The sequence below is a fragment of the Luteimonas sp. A482 genome, assembly GCF_054072655.1.
In genome coordinates this window covers 1,583,041-1,597,734 of the sequence record NZ_JBSVRO010000001.1, presented here as the reverse complement: position 1 = coordinate 1,597,734, position 14,694 = coordinate 1,583,041, and the positions used below count along the sequence as shown (strand labels likewise).

12 protein-coding genes and 1 tRNA gene are annotated in these 14,694 nt (G+C 64.6%); 3 read left to right on the top strand and 10 right to left on the bottom strand.

Annotated features, from left to right (window positions below):
- Positions 1-60: 60 nt before the first annotated feature.
- The 6 genes from ACW5DW_RS07080 to ACW5DW_RS07055 form a co-directional block, all read right to left on the bottom strand.
- Positions 61-1,911 (bottom strand): UvrD-helicase domain-containing protein, encoded by a 1,851-nt coding sequence (locus ACW5DW_RS07080; RefSeq protein WP_457018052.1) that lies wholly within the window; start codon positions 1,909-1,911, stop codon positions 61-63.
- A complete protein-coding gene (locus ACW5DW_RS07075) occupies positions 1,908-4,223 on the bottom strand; it encodes an AAA family ATPase (protein ID WP_457018051.1) in 2,316 nt (771 codons plus the stop codon). The genes ACW5DW_RS07080 and ACW5DW_RS07075 overlap by 4 nt, the downstream gene beginning before the upstream one ends.
- Before the next feature lie 41 nt (positions 4,224-4,264).
- Positions 4,265-4,552 carry a hypothetical protein gene (locus ACW5DW_RS07070; protein WP_457018050.1) on the bottom strand — a complete coding sequence of 96 codons (288 nt, stop codon included), beginning with the start codon at positions 4,550-4,552 and terminating at the stop codon, positions 4,265-4,267.
- The gene (locus ACW5DW_RS07065) at positions 4,522-5,700 is read right to left on the bottom strand and encodes a DUF6538 domain-containing protein (protein ID WP_457018049.1); all 1,179 of its coding nucleotides are present in this window, start codon (positions 5,698-5,700) and stop codon (positions 4,522-4,524) included. The genes ACW5DW_RS07070 and ACW5DW_RS07065 overlap by 31 nt, the downstream gene beginning before the upstream one ends.
- Before the next feature lie 83 nt (positions 5,701-5,783).
- Positions 5,784-5,873: transfer RNA gene (locus ACW5DW_RS07060), tRNA-Ser, on the bottom strand.
- A 203-nt stretch (positions 5,874-6,076) separates the two neighbouring features.
- A complete protein-coding gene (locus ACW5DW_RS07055) occupies positions 6,077-7,084 on the bottom strand; it encodes a LysR family transcriptional regulator (protein ID WP_457018048.1) in 1,008 nt (335 codons plus the stop codon).
- Positions 7,085-7,194: 110 nt separating this feature from the next.
- Between ACW5DW_RS07055 and ACW5DW_RS07050 the strand changes: the two genes are divergently transcribed.
- Positions 7,195-7,773, top strand: coding sequence for an FMN-dependent NADH-azoreductase (locus ACW5DW_RS07050; RefSeq protein ID WP_457018047.1), 579 nt, complete (start codon positions 7,195-7,197; stop codon positions 7,771-7,773).
- 194 nt (positions 7,774-7,967) lie between these two features.
- Here ACW5DW_RS07050 and serS read toward each other — a convergent pair whose 3' ends face one another.
- On the bottom strand, positions 7,968-9,248 hold the full coding sequence (gene serS / locus ACW5DW_RS07045) for a serine--tRNA ligase (protein WP_457018046.1): 1,281 nt from the start codon (positions 9,246-9,248) through the stop codon (positions 7,968-7,970).
- Positions 9,249-9,370: 122 nt separating this feature from the next.
- Between serS and ACW5DW_RS07040 the strand changes: the two genes are divergently transcribed.
- Both ACW5DW_RS07040 and ACW5DW_RS07035 read left to right on the top strand, forming a co-directional pair.
- Positions 9,371-10,012: a TonB family protein gene (locus ACW5DW_RS07040; protein ID WP_457018045.1), complete on the top strand. Its 642-nt coding sequence runs from the start codon at positions 9,371-9,373 to the stop codon at positions 10,010-10,012.
- A 135-nt stretch (positions 10,013-10,147) separates the two neighbouring features.
- On the top strand, positions 10,148-10,699 hold the full coding sequence (locus ACW5DW_RS07035; RefSeq protein WP_457018044.1) for an energy transducer TonB: 552 nt from the start codon (positions 10,148-10,150) through the stop codon (positions 10,697-10,699).
- Between the two features lie 135 nt (positions 10,700-10,834).
- On the opposite strand, the gene aroA is transcribed toward ACW5DW_RS07035, so the two are convergent.
- The 3 genes from aroA to serC form a co-directional block, all read right to left on the bottom strand.
- A complete protein-coding gene (gene aroA / locus ACW5DW_RS07030; protein WP_457018043.1) occupies positions 10,835-12,154 on the bottom strand; it encodes a 3-phosphoshikimate 1-carboxyvinyltransferase in 1,320 nt (439 codons plus the stop codon).
- A gap of 107 nt (positions 12,155-12,261) precedes the next feature.
- Positions 12,262-13,533 (bottom strand): prephenate dehydratase, encoded by a 1,272-nt coding sequence (gene pheA, locus ACW5DW_RS07025; RefSeq protein ID WP_457018042.1) that lies wholly within the window; start codon positions 13,531-13,533, stop codon positions 12,262-12,264.
- Positions 13,526-14,623: a phosphoserine transaminase gene (serC, locus tag ACW5DW_RS07020; RefSeq protein WP_457018041.1), complete on the bottom strand. Its 1,098-nt coding sequence runs from the start codon at positions 14,621-14,623 to the stop codon at positions 13,526-13,528. Before serC ends, pheA begins: the two co-directional genes overlap by 8 nt.
- Between the last annotated feature and the right edge of the window lie 71 nt (positions 14,624-14,694).

Below are 14,694 nucleotides of genomic sequence, written 5' to 3'. Positions count from 1 at the left end.
AGACCTACAAAGAGGCAGAAAGCGGTTCGGTTAGGAAGGAAGACGTGCAGTGAGCAAGCACTAATTGACAACAATGATTTCATCATCTGCCAGCCAACCAGAGCGCAAGGCAAAGTCTCGCACCCGACCTGGCTCCTTTGTGTAGGCGACTAGCGCCAGGCTTTTCTCAGCGCGACTCGCGACGACGTAGAACAGTCGCCTAGTCGATTCCACGATCCTTCCCTCATCCTTCCCGCCGAACAGATCGCCATACTTAAATGAAAATCCCTTCGCTTCGAAGTCGTCCATCACAACCATCACGCGCTCGAACTCAAGTCCTTTAACGCCTTGGTGTGTGTCGAACCGAGCGCGCCCTTCAAGGTATTCCCGTAATGGCGTGATCTGTGAGAACGGAGTGGCAAGTAGTTCATCAATAGCTTCTATGCGCGCGAGAGTCTTCGGATCGTTCTCTCCATCACCCTCTCCCGCGTTAGCTTCTGCATCCATCGCCACAGTTGCCCAGGCCGAAAGTCGTTCTGGAACTTCCAAGAGATTGGATCTCGCAACCTCGCGGAGAACAACGAGGAGCGACGGATCTTGATTCTCAGTCATCAAGCCTGCAAGCGAGTCAACTGCGGCTTGAACATGCGCTAGGTATCCCCGCCCCGGATTTACTGCGAGTGCCTCCGTCGTCATGAGTGGAGAATGCATTTTCAGAAGCCGCATAAGTCCGAAGCGATCACCTGCCTGACGTGCTTCGACAAGAGGCAGCATCTGATCTGTAAAGAACAACGCCACAGACTGCGTGCGCTGAAGGAGACTTTGCGAGTCAAGCGCATACAGAGCACTGAAGACTTCGAAACACCCTAGTCGCCTAGCAGCCATCTTGTGTTCAAGTGTGAGCGTTTTCACCTTGTCTGGAACAGCCCAAGCGTCGTCGCCGGTGATCTCGGCCATCCTCTGTGCGACCCCAATCTCTGCACCGCCTACGTCGGGATGCTCAGCTGGAAGAACGAAGAGGCGAACGAAGCCTTTGGCCGCGTCGGATCTCGGCCGCTGCTTTTGCTGATCGGTGGCATCTCGCACAGCGTTCAGCAGCTCGATGACGCGCGACGGGCAGCGGTGATTCATCACCTTCTTCGGCGTGCGCCAAGCAGGCGGTAAACCTACGTCGAGATCCTCTTTTCCGTCCACGTAGATGCGCTGCATCATGTCCCCGATCAGGCCCATCGCGAAAGCGCCCGAGTGCTCAGCGTCAACGCGGAAGAACGCATCGACCAATGCCGCATTGGTATCCTGGCTCTCGTCGACCAAGAGAATCGGGTAGCGTCCGACAAAGATGCCACGCATACGGGGCTTCTCGCTCAGAAAATGAGCGGTGATCTTGATGACATCTGCATGGTTGAGCGCATCACGTGTGCGGTTCGAGCCCGTCGGGCTATAGATGAACTTACGAATACCAGGCATTGCTTCAAGCCGGGCGCTATAAGCCGCGATCTTGGCAATTCGTTCTTCCCTCGCCTTCCCAGCCCGGCCGTTCGCTTCCTTTTGACGGAGATCGGCAATCTCAGCGACGAGGTGGTCTGTCAACCATGCGCGGATATCCGAATTGAGCCCTTCAATCAGAGACCAAGCGAAGCTATGGATAGTGCGAACGTCAAACAGGGGGTCAAACTGAACGCGCCGCTTGATCTCATCGCACGCTGCATTAGTGAAGGTGATGACTGCGATGCTCTGACCACGTTGCCGAAGCCGAGCGCCCCAGGCTGCTTGCACATGGCTTAGAGCGGAAACGAGAGAGCGCGTCTTACCCGAGCCAGCGCCAGCGAAGAGAAAGAAGCTCGTGAGAGCATTGGGGTTTAGACATGCTGCGATCTCCGCATCGGCCGCGGCGTCGATCTCATCATTCGGAGCTTCGATTGCGCTGTTCATGCCGGCGCCGCCTGCGCCTGAGCTTGGTCTTCATCATCTGGCGGCGGATGCTTTCCGACCATGTCGTCTTCTTTTCGTCGAAGTCTTTCGACAAGCCAGAGAAGGCCTGCGTCAATGTAGCTAGGCAGCTGCAATCCCTGAAGATCCTCGTTCTCCAAGATGTTCATCGCCAGTTCCGCTTTGTCGCCTGCAGCAAGATCAGCGTGAAGCTTCGTCGCTAGCTCAAGCACAGTGGTGCTTCCGACGATCGCATCGCGAAATTTCTTTGCAAGCCCAGGACCCGGCAGCGTTCTGAAGAACTCGATGTTCCGATACACCAGCGCATCCTCGAAAGTGTTGGCAATGGCTTCTACATCGACATCTGTTCCAAAGGTAAGCTTTACCGGCTGTTGATAGGCAACCCGAACTCCAAACCCCGTTTTATCCAGTGTCGCGAGTGAGCCCTCACTCATATCGAGTAGAGCATCCAAGTCATCTTCTTTCGGTACCCAGTTCCCTAAGGTGTAGTTGCGCGATTTCTGCGCGTCGCCGCGCTTTGGAAGGACCTTCGATCCCGTTGCCGACTTAGCGTCTAGATCGGTGATGACCAGGGTGTTGAGCCCAAGGTCTGTGAGCAGCGACTTCAAGCGATGCGCATGACTTCCACCAATCTCGAGCCACGTGATGTAGCACCTCGTCAGATACCTATAGGGATCTCGACTTCGGACCATGTGGGGCACGAGAATTCGCTCAGCAGGACCTTCCACCAAGATCGCGCCATCCGCGAAGAAGAGATCGCAATGAGTGACTTTGAGATATCGGCGGACGAATCGCTTCGTGTCTTCATCGTCGCCAAAGGTGCGAGACAGCCCTACGACACGAGATATCGGGACAGCACCTTTGACGGCGTGGACTGGCATACGGCGGAAGTAGCGCAGTGAGGCGAATTCTGCCTCGTGGGCGACGTGGCTCGAATGAGTGCTGACCACCATCTGCGTCTGAAATTCTTCTGATTCGCCTAACAGTTCGTGCTTTCGAAGCACGCTGTAAGCATGCGCGATGAACACCTGCTGCACTTGCGCATGCAAGTGGGCTTCTGGCTCTTCCACTAGCACAAGGTGCAACCTGGGCACATGGGAATCGTTTGCGGCCTTCTTTCCGGCCTTGCCCACACGCATCCATTTGTCGCGAAACCCCATGAGGGCGAACACCATGGAGACCAAGTTCTGGTATCCAAGGCCGTTCGAGTCTTCTGGGAGGCGGCTGACCATGCCGGCCTCAGCAAGATGCGTTGGAACTTCATAGTTCAGCGCCGAGCCGTGTCTCAATGCGTCCAAAGGGCGCAGATCAGCAGCGAGCGAAAGCTTCGGATCGGTCAGGCCTGGGTAGCCAATTCCTTCAAGCTCCTCGATAGCTGACGCGAACGACTCAGCCAACTGTTTTCCGAATTTTACGCGAGCTGCATGGATCGCTTGCAGGGCGATCAGGTCATCGGCTTCTGGTTGATCAAAGGGATCAAGGTGCTGAGCGTAGTACCCGCGCAACTGCGCCGATAGCTTAGTGCTAACGCGTGCTGTGATGTCAGCCTCATCTTCGCCCTTGCCGCCTTTCCGGACCGGCATCCCCAGCCCGCGCTGGGCACTGATCTCGTCGATCCTAATGAGCCCCTTGAAGGGGTCATCAGATAGCGGCTCGCTACTAGGCGGTAGAGGCTGAGGAAAGGCTTCCCCATCCTTCGGTTGTTTAACCGCGGCTGGGTCGAGGAGATAGGACTTCACTTCAAACAGCGCGTTCAAGCGCTTTGATAGAAATTCGATCATCGACTTCGGCCAGAGAGAGAACGGTTCGGACTCTTCGTCCTCACCAGGCTCCACAGCAGCCAAAACGGTTTTCACGGAACTTCGTGCCGCCAGATACTCTCTCTTGTAGTCCTCGATGTTCTTGGGCTCGAAGCGAAGTCGAACCCCGATCGCAGATCCATCCCAATCGAGCGTCGGAAGAATCTTCTGAACGAAATGAACCTGGATGTCTGGCACCGAAAGCCAGACATCTAGCGACGGCGCAACCCTGCCCCAGTCGAACTCTTCCGCCTCATCTCCTTCGGTTTCTGCCTCCCAAGCCTGCCCAAGTGCGGTGATTGAAGCCCAGTGGCTAAGAGTGAAGTCGTTGATCGATAGCTCGCCATGATCAACAAGGAAACGCCTAAGCGCGACCATCGCTGACGATTTTCCGCTGTTGTTCGCTCCAACAAAAACTGTCGAATTCTTGGCAAGGTCAATTCGGACCGCCAACAACTTGCGGAAACTGGAAATCTCTACAAATTCAATGCGCACTACAAGCTCCGTTGATGCAACACCAGGGAACTGCTCGACTATCAGTCGAGCGGTATGACTTCAAAATCGAGTGAAGCAAGCGCTGGGCTGAAACGATTTCCAGTTTTCACGCCAGAAAGCTTCTCTCGCGGAGTGAATTCGCGCGAATAGACTGCGTGATGCTCGTCATCGAGCTCATGCCCGACGATCTGAGCACGCATCTCGGACGCCACACCCCTGCCCTGCAGCTCCTGGATCACCGACTTGCGCAGGGAATGAAATCCGCGCTTGCCAGGTGGCCACCCGGCCGCATGCGGTTTCAAGTAGTAACCAAACGCCTCGTAATCCAATTTCCGCGGCCGTTGATCGCATCGACCTCGCCCTTCGGGAACAGCTGGCTCTCGTTCGCGCACACCAGGGACTGAACGTGATCCAAGAACCCCATTTCGATCAGGCGGGGATGGATCGGCACAACGCGCCGGCTTACTTCGGTCTTGAGACTCTGGTGTTCCCCCTCATCGGTGAAGCTGAAACACGGAATCCCATCGAACTCGATCACATCCAGCACGCGGAGCTGACCAATCTCCGAGACCCTAGCGCCCGTGTAGAGGCCGATACAAGCCGCCCACCGAGCATGGAAGGACATCTTGGCAATATGCTCGGGGGCGAAGAGGACCGCGATCTCTTCGCGCGTAAACGCCTTGAACCCGAACTTGCGCCGCTTGCGCTTCTCGTTCGCCGTATACGAAATGTGGCCGCGCGCGGGGTTATCGCCCGTTGGGTAGTGCCCCGATGCCATCGCCCAGGCAAAGAAACTGTGGCGCCCGCCCACATACGACTGCTTGTTTGTAAGCGTCGGTGTTGCAATGCCTTGGTCGCGCAGATGCTGATACCAGCCAGCGAGGTCCACGCGGGTCAGCGTATGTAGGCCGCGGTTCTCGCCGACAAAGCGCACGAGATCCTCAATCGCCGAGCCCTTGATGATCAAGGTCTTCTTGGTCGTGCTCGGCTCCAAGGATTTCAGCCAGGCCGCCTTCGCGAGCTTCATCGAGATCGGCGCGGGCACCGTCAGCTTCGGCGCAGGTTCCTCGACGGGCGGTGCCGGCGTTGGACCGGACTGCGTGGGCCGCAGCAGCCCCACCGCGCCAATCTTCGCGAGCGCGTCCATCGCCAAGGCATGGTCGTCGGGGCCATCGACGCGAATGCGCCCGGTCGAAAGATCAATCTCGTAGCGCGAGAGGCCATTTCCGGCCACGCTCGCCAGCACATCCTCTGCGCTCGGTCCCCTAGGCATCCCCTGCCTTCCGATCTCTTCAAAGGCCCGAGCATACCGCTCGGCGAACACGAGTGCCCGTTGCTGCGCTAGTCGAACATTGGAGGTGCGGAGCGCATGCTTGATGACACGTCGACCAAGGAGCGATTGGAGGCGCCGCGGCACCAACTGGCGAAACACGAAGTTGCCGCCAGAGCTTTTGATCAAATAATGCGGGATGCGCATGTCGGGATGTGTCCCGAACTGTGTCCCGGCCCCGATCTCCAATCCACGCTAAAAGCGTTTTAAATCAGACACTTATAGAGGACTGGCGGAGAGAGTGGGATTCGAACCCACGGAAGGTTTGACCCTTCGCCGGTTTTCAAGACCGGTGCCTTAAACCGCTCGGCCATCTCTCCGATTTCCAGCGCATCCCGGCCACGGCGCTTGCGCGCCGTCTTCGCCGGTTTGACCAGCGGCTGCGCCGCTGTTCCCTCCGGCCTGCGGCCTCCGGGTCAAGACCGGTGCCTTAAACCACTTGGCCATCTCTCCGGATTTGCGCCTGCGCAACACGGCGCTTGCGCGCGTATCCGCAGCTCTTGCAAGGCGGCGGTGCGTCGGCCTAGCGCATTGTCGCATGGGCTCCGGCGTCGCCAGCGCGACGCGGTGCGGCGAGGGCCGCGGGCACGCTGCCTTCCTTGCCGCAGCTGCGGCAGTTGAGGCTGGATTCCTCGATCAGCGGCGGCAGCTTCTCGGCCAGGAAATCGATGAACGCGCGCACCGACGGCAGCATGCCGCGACGCGAGGCGAATACCGCGTGCGCAACGCCCTGCGGCAGGCGCCAGTCGGGCAGCACAACTTCCAGCTCGCCACCGCGCACAGCCTCGGCGCACATGGTCTCGGGCAGCATCGTGATGCCGAGGCCCTGCTTGGCCAGCGCCATCAGCATCGGGAAATCGAAGCCCGACACGCGCGCCTTGAGTTCGACGCGGCGAACCTCTCCCTCCTTGCCCTGCAGCTCCCAGCGCTGTCGTCCCTCGTCCTCGCCCATGGTCATGGTGGTGTGTTCGCCCAACTGTTCCGGCGAGGTCGGGCGGCCGGCGCGGTCGAGGTACTTCGGGCTGGCCACCAGCAGTTCCTGTATCTGGCCGAAGCTGCGCATGACCAGGCTGCCGTCGTCGTCCAGGCGCGTGCGCACGCGGATCGCCACGTCGAAGCCTTCGTTGATCACGTCCACGCGGCGGTTGCTCACGTGCAGCTGCACGCGCACCTCGGGATAACGGGCAAGGAATTCTGGCAGCAGCTTGGGCATCAGCTGCTGCGCCAGGCCCACCGGCACGCTGGCCTTGACCACGCCACGCGGTTCGGCGCTGAGCCGGTCCACCACTTCACGCGCCGCGGTGGCCTCGGCCAGCATCGACACGGCGTGGCGGTGCACGCTCTGGCCGACGTCGGTGACGGCAAAGCGCCGCGTCGAGCGCTGCAGGAGGCGCACGCCGAGCTCGTTCTCCAGCTGGCTGATGCGTCGGCTCAGGCGCGACTTGGGGATCCCCAGGGCGCGCTCGGCGGCGGCAAAGCCACCGTGTTCGACCACCATGGCGAAATAGTACAGATCGTTGAGGTCCTGCACTTTAACCTCCTATTTGGAACAATGCGTGATATTTAACGGCATTTATTCCATAAACGCAACAAACTACCGTGTCCTCCTTCGGCAACCGCCAACGAGAGAGGAACAGGATCATGAAACTGCTGCAGCTCGATTCCAGCGTGCTCGGAGAGAACTCGGTCACCCGCCAGCTGACTGGCGCCATCGTCGCACGTTGGCAGGCCGAGGTGCGCGGGCTGGAAGTCCAGGTCCGCGACCTCGAGCGGGACCCGCTGCCGCATCTGTCCGGCGACATCCTCGCCGGTCGTGACGAGCTGGGCGCCGCACGCGGCACGGCCGCGCTGGAGCAGTTCCTGGCCGCGGACGTCGTGGTGATCGGTGCGCCGATGTACAACTTCGGCCCGCCCTCCTCCCTCAAGGCGTGGATCGATCGGATCGCGGTGGCCGGACGCACCTTCCGCTACACCGAATCGGGCCCGGTCGGCCTGGCCGGCGGCAAGCGCGTGATCCTGGCGCTGGCGGCGGGTGGCGCGCACGAGGGACAGGCCACCGACTTCGTCGAACCCTACCTGCGGCAGGTGCTGGGATTCTTCGGCATCACCGACATCGAGACCGTGCGCGCCGATGGCGTGGCGCTGTCGCCGGACCATCGGGCCGCCGCGATCGAGCAGGCGCTCGCCTCGATCCCGGCCGCGATGGCCGCAGCGGCCTGAGAGGCCGTCCATGCCGTTCGGGTGCAGACAAGCCTCGTTCCCAACGCTGAGCTGCAGGGGCAGATCCCTCGCTACGCTCGGGATGACACGTTGGAATGCGCTCGGGACGGGACGTTGGGATGCGTCCGGAATGGGACGTTGGGATGCGTCCGGGACGGCACGTCGGGAGGCAAACTGGCGAAAACCGGTGCAGCTCAGGCGATGCGATCTGCGCCACCCATGTAGGGCCGCAGCACGTCCGGCACGGTGATGGAGCCGTCGGCCTGCTGGAAATTCTCCATCACCGCGATCAGGGCGCGGCCGACCGCCGTGCCGGAGCCATTGAGGGTATGCACCGGCTCGGGCTTGCCGCTGTCGGGGTTGCGCCAGCGCGTCTGCATGCGCCTGGCCTGGAAATCGCCGCAGTTCGAACACGAGGAGATCTCGCGGTAGGTCTGCTGCGAAGGCAGCCACACCTCCAGGTCGTAGGTCTTGCGCGCGGCAAAGCCCATGTCACCGGAGCACAGCAGCATGCGCCGGTACGGCAGGCCGAGGCGCTCGAGTACGGTCTCGGCGCTGCGGGTCATGCGCTCGAGTTCGGCGTCGCTGTCTTCCGGGCGCGTGATCGACACCAGCTCGACCTTCTCGAACTGGTGCTGGCGGATCATGCCACGCACGTCGCGACCGCCGCTGCCGGCCTCGGAGCGGAAGCACAGCGAATGTGCGGTCATGCGCAGCGGCAGCCGCGCGGGATCGAGGATCTCGTCGCGCACGGTGTTGGTGAGCGGGATCTCCGCCGTCGACACCAGGTAGCGGCGGTGCTCGCCCAGCTCGGTGGCGAACATGTCCTCCTCGAACTTGGGCAGCTGCCCGGTGCCCAGCAGGCTTTCGGCGTTGACGATGACCGGGACGTTGGTCTCCTCGTAGCCGTGTTCGCCGGTGTGCACGTCGAGCATGAACTGCGCGAGCGCGCGGTGCAGCCGCGCCAGTTGGCCGCGCAGCACCGTGAAGCGTGCGCCGGAGAGTTTCGCCGCCGTGTCGCCATCCAGCCAGCCGTTGCGTGCGCCGAGTTCGACATGGTCCTTGACCTCGAAGTCGAACGCGCGCGGCGTGCCCCAGCGGTGCTGCTCGGCGTTCTGCGTTTCGTCGGCGCCGACCGGCACCGACGGATCGGGCAGGTTCGGAACGCCCAGCGCGACCGACTCGAGTTCCGCGCGGATCACATCCAGGCGCGCTTCGCTCGTCTTCAACTCGTCGCCCATCCCGGCTACCTCGGCCAGCAGCGGCGCCACGTCTTCGCCCTTGGCCTTCGCCTGGCCGATGGCCTTGCTGCGCGTATTGCGCAGGTTCTGCAGCTCCTGCGTGCGTACCTGGATCTGCTTGCGCTCGTCTTCCAGCGCCTGCAGCCGCTCGACCGGAATTTCAAAGCCGCGCGTGTGCAGCAGTCGGGCGGCGGTATCGGCTAGATGCTGGCGGAGCAGGGTCGGATCGAGCATGGCGGGAGAGGCAGTGCGGGAAAGCGCGATTATCGCCGAGATGCCCGCGCGCTGCCCCGCCGCGTTCGGCGCGATCGGCAGGCTGTGCCAGAATCGGGCCAAACACAGGCCTTTCCCCACGCATGTCGACGCCTCCAGCCCCTGCTCCCGCATCCCGTGGCATCGCCCGATTCCTGCCCTCGGGCCGCGCATGGTGGCTGGTCGGCGGCGCGGTCCTGGCCGGGCTGCTGCTGTTCGCGCTGGTGCTGTCGAACAAGCGCGACGAGTTCGAGTTCTACCGCGCGACGGGTGAGACCATGCCCGGCGCGCCGACCCAGGTCTTCGATCCCCTGCCGGCGCCGCTGCCGGCCGGTGAAAGCACGGCAAGTGGCATGGACACCAATGCGCCAGCACCTGCTGACGCGCCGCGGATCGACCAGCACGGTGCTCCCGCCACCGTCGCCCCGGACTCTGCCGCGCAAACGACCCAGGCGCCGGCAGCTGCCATGGGATCGCGCGAGCCCCGGGCGGTCTCCGCGCCTCCGCCGGACTACCCCTCGGCCGCACTGCGGGCCGGCGCTTCGGGCGACGTGGTGCTGCGCATCGAGGTTCGCGCCGACGGGCGCGCCGGCGAGGTCAGCGTGGTGAGCGGCAGCCGCAACCGTGCGCTCGACCGCGCAGCGGTGCAAGCCGTCCGGCGCTGGCGCTTCGAGCCGGCACTGCGCGATGGTGTGGCGGTGCCGGGCACGGTCCAGCAGACCATCCGCTTCGACGCACCGCGCTGAGCCTCACCCGACGCACCGCGCTGAGCCTCACCCGACGCACCGCGCTGAGCCTCACCCGCCGTTGACGCCGCTGCGACGCTGCCTGCACGCGCCGCGTGGAACTTTGCCAGGGCCACCCGACAGGAATCCCCGGCCATGTCCGACCCGACGCGCGAACCCCCTGCCCCGCCACCGCCACCGCAACCGGACGACGCCGCACAGGCGCGGCGCCGCAGCCCGCTACCCTGGATCCTGCTGCTGCTCGCGATCATCCTGGCAGCGTGGTACTTCATCAGCCGCGGCGACGCGCCACTGGACAGCACCCCGACGATCGGCGAGACCACACCGTTGCCCTCGGAGTCACCGGTTTCAGCCCCGCCTGCCACGCGCGAGCGGCCCGCACCCGAACGTGTCAGACCGGCCACCTCTGCCGACCGTGTCGCCGCGCCGATCGACCAGCCGCAGCCGGAGTACCCGGCTGCCGCACTGCGCGCCGGCGAACAGGGCACCGTCGTGCTGCGCGTGGACGTGGGGGCGGACGGAAAGCCCACCGACGTGCAGGTGGCCGAGCGCAGCCGTTCGCGCGAGCTGGATCGGGCCGCGCAGCGTGCCGTGCGCGACTGGACCTTCCAGCCGGCCATGCGCAATGGCAAACCGGTCGCCTCGGTGGTCCAGGTGCCGGTCGATTTCACCATCGACACGCCGTAGCGCGCGCCAGGCGGCGGGTCTTCCGAAGCGTCCGTAGGAGCGGCTTCAGCCGCGATCGATGCATCAGCCCCATGCCAGCGTGGCGGGGCATCGCGCCACTCCAGCATCGATCGCGGCTGAAGCCGCTCCTACAGCTCAGGCCGCCCGCAGGCCGAATCCCGCACCAGTGGCCAGCGCTTCGAACCCTGGGAACGAGGTCGCCACGTTGGCCACGTCCCCGATGCGCACCTCGCCCTGCGCCAGCTGCGCGGCGACGGCGAAGGACATGGCGATGCGATGGTCGCCATGGGCCTGCACGCTGCCGCCGCCAAGGCGGCTGCCGCCGCGGATGATCGCGCCATCGGGCGATTCTTCGACCTGCACGCCGAGCGAGCGCAGCCCCGTCGCCATCGTGGCGATGCGATCGGACTCCTTGACCCGCAGTTCGGCCGCGCCGCGCACCACGGTATCGCCCTGCGCGCAGGCGGCAGCCACGAACAGCACCGGGAACTCGTCGATCATGTCGGCGACATGCGCTTCGGGCACTTCGATCCCGCGCAGCGGCGCGTGGCGCACCACCAGGTCGCTCACCGGTTCGCCGCCCTGTTCGCCCGCGGGATGCTCGACGATGTCCGCGCCCATCAGGCGCAGCACGTGCAGCAGGCCGGTGCGGCGTGGATTGACGCCGACGCGCTGCAGCCGCAGTTCCGAACCCGGCACCAGACTGGCGGCAACGATGAAGAATGCGGCGGAAGAGAAATCAGCGGGCACCACGATGTCGCGCGCCTGCAGGCGATGGCCGCCCTGCACGCTGGCGAAGCCCGGCGAGAACTCGATCGGCCAGCCCAGCGCCTGCAGCATGCGCTCGGTGTAGTCGCGGGTCGGGTGCGGCTCGCGCACGGTGGTCGTGCCTTGCGCGTACAGCCCGGCCAGCAGCAGCGCGGACTTGACCTGCGCGCTTGCCACCTCGGTCTCGATGTCGATGCCCTGCAGCGCGCTGCCGCCGTGGATGCGCAGTGGCGGCACGCCGCCCTCGCCGGTATCGATGCGCGCGCCCATGCGCGCCAGCGGCACGGTGACGCGGCGCATCGGCCGCTTCGACAGCGAGGCATCGCCCACCAGTGTGGTGTCGAAGGACTGCCCGGCCAGCAGGCCCGCCAGCAGGCGCATGCCGGTGCCGGCGTTGCCGCAGTCGAGCGGCCCGTCGGGCGCGCGCAGACCGTCGATGCCCACGCCGTGCACGATGCGGCTGCCGGCCTGCGGCGTCTCGATGCGCACGCCCATGCGGCGGAAGATCGTCTCGGTGGCGCGTGCGTCCTCGCCTTCGAGGAAGCCGTCGATGCGCGAGGTGCCGTCGGCCAGCGAGGCCAGCATGATCGCGCGGTGCGAGACCGACTTGTCGCCCGGCACCGCCAGCTCGCCGTGCAGCGGCGCGCCCTTCGATGCGATCCAGTCCATATCCGTGCCGCTGCTCATTGCATCTCCCCGTGCAGGTCAATCATTGGTGTGTGCGTGCGCGCCTCGCGCCGACGCGCGCGCATGGCGGCCCGTCGCCGGCGAGCCGGCGCAAGGGCCGCGCGTGGTCACGGCACCGCGACCGGATAAGAGCCGAGCACGCGCACGTCGCCGGCGAAATCGTCGATCTCGGCGAGTGCGTCCTTCAACGGCGACTCGTCCACGTGTCCCTGCACGTCGATGAAGAAGGCGTACTGCCAGACCGCGCCGTGTGCCGGCCGCGACTCGATCCGGTTCATGCTGATGTTGGCGCGGGCCAGCGGCTCCAGGATCCGGTACAGCGCGCCGGGCTGGTCGCGGATCGAGACCATCAGCGAGGTGCGGTCGTTGCCCGACGGCGGGAACAGCGCGCGCCCGATCACCAGGAAGCGCGTGGTGTTGTCGCTGCGGTCCTCGATCGGGCCGGCCACCACCTTCATGCCGTACACGTGCGCGGCGTTCTCGCCGGCGATCGCCGCCGCGTCGTCGGACAGCTTGGCGCGCCGCACCGCCTCGGCGTTGCTCGACACCGCTTCCTTGTGCGTGTCCGGCAGGTTCTGGCGCAGCCAGTTCTTGCACTGCGCCAGCGACATGCCGTGCGAGTACACGCGCTCGATGTCCTCGATGTGGCCGGTGCGCGAGAGCAGGTACTGGTGCACGCGCAGCTCGACTTCGCCGCAGATCTTCAGCGGCGAGGTCAGGAACATGTCGAGCGTGGACTGGATCGTGCCCTGGCCCGAGTTCTCCACCGGCACCACGCCGAAATCGGCGTTGCCCGCGGCGACCTCGTCGAACACCTCCTCGATGCTCACCAGCGGCAGGCCCTTGGCCGAATGGCCGAAGTGCTTGTGCACCGCCTGCTGCGAGAACGTGCCCTCGGGGCCGAGGTAGCCGATCTTCAGCGGCTCCTGCTGGGCCAGGCAGGCCGACATGATCTCGCGGAACACCCGCACCAGCACCTCGTCGCTGAGCGGTCCGTCGTTGCGGTCGACCACGCGCCGCAGCACCTGCGCCTCGCGCTCGGGACGGTAGTAGTCGATCGCCGCGGCCAGTTTGCCCTTGGCCTTGCCGACCTGGTGCGCCCACAGCGCGCGCTCGGCGATCAGCGCCTGGATTTCCCGGTCGATGCTGTCGATCTGTACGCGCACCGCCGACAGGTCCGGCGTGGCCTGCCCGGCAAGCTCGCCGCGGCTGCGCGCCGATGCGCGCGCCGAAGCCGGGGCCGGCGTACGCGACGGCGCTGCGCTGATCGCCGCAGGCTTGCGGCTTGCAGCCTTCGGCGTCGCCTCCTTGGCAGCACCCTTCGGCTTGTTCTTGGTTGCCGCGGATTTCGCCCGGGCGCGCGTGCTGCGCTCAGCCATGACGGTTCTGGAATTCGCGCATGTAGTCGACCAGTGCCTGCACGCCTTCGACCGGCATCGCGTTGTAGAGCGAGGCACGCATGCCGCCGAGCACGCGGTGGCCCTTGAGACCGATCAACCCGGCCTCGCGCGCGCCGTCGAGGAACATGCCATCGAGCGCGGCATCGGGCAGGAAGAACGGCACGTTCATGCGCGAGCGCACGCTGGCGTCGACCTCGTTGCGATAGAAGCCGCCGGAACCATCGATCGCCCCGTAGAGCGATCCTGCCTTGGCATCGCTGCGGCGGTTGAACTCCGCGGTGCCGCCTTCGTCCAGCATCCAGCGCACGGTCAGGCCCAGCAGGTACCAGTTCCATGTCGGCGGGGTGTTGAGCATCGACTCGCTCTTCAGCTGCGAACTGTAGTCGAAGATCTGCGCGCGCGGCTGGCCGGCGCGCTCGAGCAGGTCGCGGCGCACGATCACCACGCTGATCCCGACCGGGCCGAGATTCTTCTGCGCGCCAGCGTAGATCAGGCCGTACTTCGACACGTCTATCGGCTCCGAGGCGATGCTCGAGCTGAAGTCGGCGAACAGCGGCACCTTGCCGGTGTCGGGCGGCACCTGTCCCCAGGCCGGGCGGAACTCGACGCCGTGGATGGTTTCGTTGGCGGTGAGGTGCACGTAGGCGGCATCGTCCGACAGCTTCCAGCTTTCGCGCGCGGGAATCGTGCGGAAGCCGTCGTCCTCGCCGCTCGCGGCGATGTTGACGTCGACTGCCGCCAGTTGCTTGAGCGCGGTGCGGCCCCAGTGCCCGCTCACCACGTAATCGACGCGCTGGCCGGCATCGGCGAAGTTGAGCGCGATCAGTGCCTGCTGCGTGGTCGCACCACCGGCCGGGAACAGCACCGCGTAGTCGTCCGGAATGGCAATCAGCTCGCGCAGGTCGGCCTCGGCCTGCCGCGCGACCGCCAGGAACTCCGGGCCGCGATGGCTGATCTCGACGACCGATGCCCCGGTGTCGCCCCACTCGAGCATGTCCGCCTGCGCCTGGCGCAGGACCGTCTCGGGCAGTGCGGCAGGGCCGGGACTGAAGTTGTATGCGCGTGCCATCGTGCTTCACGTGTCGGTAGTGTGGAGGGTCCTAGTATGCCGCAGCGCAACAGCGATTCCTTCCGCCCGCG

What these genes read in the sequence shown, in the direction of transcription:
- ACW5DW_RS07080 (WP_457018052.1), bottom strand. Translation starts at nt 1,911, where the DNA reads ATGAACAGCGCAATCGAAGCTCCGAATGATGAGATCGACGCCGCGGCC.
- ACW5DW_RS07065 (WP_457018049.1), bottom strand. Translation starts at nt 5,700, where the DNA reads ATGCGCATCCCGCATTATTTGATCAAAAGCTCTGGCGGCAACTTCGTG.
- ACW5DW_RS07050 (WP_457018047.1), top strand. Translation starts at nt 7,195, where the DNA reads ATGAAACTGCTGCAGCTCGATTCCAGCGTGCTCGGAGAGAACTCGGTC.
- serS (WP_457018046.1), bottom strand. Translation starts at nt 9,248, where the DNA reads ATGCTCGATCCGACCCTGCTCCGCCAGCATCTAGCCGATACCGCCGCC.
- ACW5DW_RS07040 (WP_457018045.1), top strand. Translation starts at nt 9,371, where the DNA reads ATGTCGACGCCTCCAGCCCCTGCTCCCGCATCCCGTGGCATCGCCCGA.
- ACW5DW_RS07035 (WP_457018044.1), top strand. Translation starts at nt 10,148, where the DNA reads ATGTCCGACCCGACGCGCGAACCCCCTGCCCCGCCACCGCCACCGCAA.
- aroA (WP_457018043.1), bottom strand. Translation starts at nt 12,154, where the DNA reads ATGAGCAGCGGCACGGATATGGACTGGATCGCATCGAAGGGCGCGCCG.
- pheA (WP_457018042.1), bottom strand. Translation starts at nt 13,533, where the DNA reads ATGGCTGAGCGCAGCACGCGCGCCCGGGCGAAATCCGCGGCAACCAAG.
- serC (WP_457018041.1), bottom strand. Translation starts at nt 14,623, where the DNA reads ATGGCACGCGCATACAACTTCAGTCCCGGCCCTGCCGCACTGCCCGAG.